The 3723-nt window shown below is 63.1% G+C and carries 2 protein-coding genes; one reads left to right on the top strand and one right to left on the bottom strand.

All coding sequences use genetic code 11. The features are described from left to right. Window positions 1-959: zinc-binding dehydrogenase (locus NKI97_RS35250; protein ID WP_352838592.1), on the bottom strand; the 959-nt coding region annotated here is incomplete at its 3' end. A gap of 213 nt (window positions 960-1172) precedes the next feature. Between NKI97_RS35250 and NKI97_RS35245 the strand changes: the two genes are divergently transcribed. Further along, window positions 1173-3185, top strand: coding sequence for an acetyl-CoA carboxylase biotin carboxylase subunit (locus NKI97_RS35245; protein WP_352838591.1), 2013 nt, complete (start codon window positions 1173-1175; stop codon window positions 3183-3185). The last annotated feature ends 538 nt before the right edge of the window (window positions 3186-3723 follow it).

Here is a 3723-nt window from a genome sequence, read left to right as displayed (position 1 = left end):
AAGGCGGTGCCCATCCAGGTGCGGCCGGTGACCAGCTGGAACGGCCGCGTCGAGATCTCCTGGCCGGCGCCGGCAACGCCGATGACGACCGACTTGCCCCAGCCGCGATGCGACGCTTCTAGCGCCTGCCGCATGACTTTGGTGTTGCCGGTGCAGTCGAAGGTGTAGTCGGCGCCGCCGATCTGGTCGGCGCCGCGCTTGGTCATGTTGACGAGATAAGCCACGACATCGCCGTCGATCTCCTTCGGATTGACGAAATGCGTCATGCCGAATTTCTCGCCCCAGGCTCGTCTGTCGTTGTTCAGGTCGACGCCGATGATCATGTCGGCGCCGGCAAGGCGCAATCCCTGGATGACGTTGAGGCCGATGCCGCCGAGGCCGAAGACGACCGCCGTCGCGCCTTGCTCGACCTTGGCCGTGTTGATCACAGCACCGATGCCGGTGGTGACGCCGCAGCCGATGTAGCAGATCTTGTCGAACGGGGCGTCGGCATTGACCTTGGCCACCGCGATCTCGGGCAGCACGGTGAAGTTGGAGAAGGTCGAGCAGCCCATATAGTGGAACAGCTTGTCCTTGCCGATCGAGAAGCGCGAGGTGCCGTCCGGCATCAAGCCCTGTCCCTGCGTGGCGCGGATCGCGGTGCACAGATTGGTCTTGCGCGACAGGCAGGACGGGCACTGCCGGCATTCCGGCGTATAGAGCGGGATGACATGGTCGCCCTTCCTGACCGAGGTGACGCCCTTGCCGACGTCGACGACGATGCCGGCGCCCTCATGGCCGAGGATCGCCGGAAACAGGCCTTCCGGGTCGGCGCCCGACAGCGTGAACTCGTCGGTGTGGCAGATGCCGGTTGCCTTGATCTCGACCAGCACCTCGCCATCACGGGGGCCTTCGAGGTCGACCTCCATGATCTGCAGCGGCTTTCCGGCGGCAACGGCGACAGCGGCGCGCGTTTTCATCAGGCAATCCTCCCAAGGCAGTCTGCAATCCAGGTTAGATTTAACTTACCATTCAGCTCTGCGCTATGCACGAAGCGACGTTCTGACCCCGGATTTTCGTCAGCGCCCGCCGATTTGCATGCGGGATAGGCTCCGACTTTGCCTTGACCGGCCCCCTGAAGCCCATAAAACGGGAAGCCCGTAAAAGAAGGGCAGCCGAGGGACGAGGCCTGTATGTTCACAAAGATCCTGGTCGCCAACCGTGGCGAGATCGCCTGCCGCGTGATCAAGACGGCGCGCAAGATGGGCATTGCCACCGTCGCGGTCCATTCCGACGCCGACCGCGACGCCGTGCATGTCGAAATGGCCGACGAGGCGGTGCATATCGGGCCTTCGCCGGCTGCGCAAAGTTATCTGGTCGCGGAAAAGATCATCGCCGCCTGCAAGGCGACAGGAGCAGAGGCCGTGCATCCCGGCTACGGTTTCCTGTCCGAGCGGGCATCCTTCTGCGAGGCGCTCGAGCAGGAAGGCATCGTCTTCATCGGCCCGAAGCCCAAGGCCATCAAGGCGATGGGCGACAAGATCGAATCGAAGAAGTTCGCCAATGCGGCCAAGGTGTCGACGGTGCCCGGCTGGCTCGGCGTCGTCGAAAACGCCGCCCATGCCGAAAGAATAGCCGGCGAAATCGGCTATCCCGTGATGATCAAGGCTTCGGCCGGCGGCGGCGGCAAGGGCATGCGCATCGCCTGGAGCAAGGCAGAGGTGCGCGACGGCTTCGACCGGGCGCGGTCGGAGGCCAAAAGCTCGTTCGGCGATGACCGCGTCTTCATCGAAAAATTCATCGTCGATCCGCGCCATATCGAAATCCAGGTGCTCGCCGACGCGCATGGCAACACGCTCTATCTCGGCGAGCGCGAATGCTCGATCCAGCGCCGCAACCAGAAGGTCGTGGAGGAGGCGCCGTCGCCGTTCCTCGACGCCAAGACCCGCAAAGCCATGGGCGAGCAGTCGGTGGCGCTGGCCAAGGCCGTCGACTACCAGAGCGCCGGCACGGTCGAGTTCATCGTCGACAGCGACAAGAACTTCTATTTCCTGGAAATGAACACGCGGCTGCAGGTCGAGCATCCGGTGACGGAGCTCGTCACCGGCATAGACCTGGTCGAGCAGATGATCCGCGTGGCAGCCGGCGAAAAGCTCGCCATCAAGCAGAGCGACGTCAAGCTGAACGGCTGGGCGGTGGAAAGCCGCCTCTATGCCGAAGATCCGTATCGCAACTTTCTGCCGTCGATCGGCAGGCTGACGAAATACCGGCCGCCGGAAGAGGGAAAATTCGGCGAAATCGTCATCCGCAACGATACCGGCGTTATCGAAGGCTCGGAAATCTCGATGTTCTACGACCCGATGGTCGCCAAGCTGTGCACCTGGGCGCCGACACGGCTGGCGGCGATAGACGCGATGTCGGAAGCGCTGGACAGTTTCGTCGTCGACGGCATCGAGCACAACATACCGTTCCTGGCGGCGCTGATGCAGCATCCGCGCTGGCGGGAAGGGCGGCTATCGACGGCGTTCATCGCCGAGGAATATCCCGACGGCTTCGCGCCGATCGTGCCAGACGCCGAGGAGAAAGGGGTGCTGGCCGCGATCGCAACCGCGGTCGAACTGCTGCGCCGCGACCGGCTCGACCGGCTGGGCGGGCGGCTGGCGCCGCATTCGGGCGCCTTGAAACGCGATTGGGTGGTGAAGATCGGCCGGGATTATCTTTCGGTTGCCATCGTCGAAGGCATGATTTCCATTCCGATGGAGCTCGACCTCACAATCGACGGCGGCAAACCGCTGACGGTGGCATCCGACTGGCGGCCGGGCGATCTCATCTGGCGCGGCACGGTCGGCGGCCGCAAGGTCGCGGCGCAAGTCAGGCCGGTGCTGAACGGGTTCCGCATCGCCTGGAAAGGCATGTCGGTGACAGTCCGCGCCATGCTGCCGCGCACCGCCGAGCTCGAAAGGCTGATGCCAGAAAAAGTGGCGCCGGATACCTCGAAGATGCTGCTTTGCCCGATGCCCGGCCTCGTCGTATCGATTGCCGTTGCCGAGGGGCAGGAGGTCAAGGCCGGTGAGACGTTGGCCGTGGTCGAGGCGATGAAGATGGAAAACGTGCTGCGCGCCGAGCGCGACCTCATCGTCTCGAAGCTCAACGCCAAGCCCGGCGACAGCCTTGCCGTCGATGCGGTGATCATGGAATTCGCGTGAGGCTGAAACCCGCCCTCGACGCCCGTCAGAAGTTGGCGGGACAGCGCCCCCCTCTGTCCTGCCGGACATCTCCCCCTCCAAGGGGGAGATTGGCAGCCTCGGCGCCTCGCTCGCTCCTGCAACGTTGGAAATTGGCGAAAGCCGAGATGATGGCCAATCTCCCCAGTAGAGGGGGAGATGTCCGGCAGGACAGAGGGGGGCGCGAAGGAACGCGACTTTGCAATTGGTTGAGCATGCTCGCTTGAGGAGGGACAAGGCGAGGCCGTGAGGAATTCGCAATTTTTTGCCGTCACGACGTATTTTGTTCTTGCTTTGTGCCGGCAGCTATGCTATTAATTTCGGTATGGTGCTAATTGGCTCCAGCGACCCGCCCGCAGTGGCGGGTTTTTATTTGCAGCCTGACGTCGGCGGGACAGCGCCCTCTCTGTCCTGCCGGACATCTCCCCCCTTGAGGGGCAGGGCTATCGCATATGAGTGATGGCATTGATGAGATAGTCGTCGTTCCAGGCGCATTTCTTGATGCGATGGCTGATGGGAA

The organism is Mesorhizobium sp. M0296 (assembly GCF_040321675.1).
Taxonomy (GTDB): domain Bacteria; phylum Pseudomonadota; class Alphaproteobacteria; order Rhizobiales; family Rhizobiaceae; genus Mesorhizobium.
This window is presented reverse-complemented; position numbering and strand designations above follow the sequence as displayed.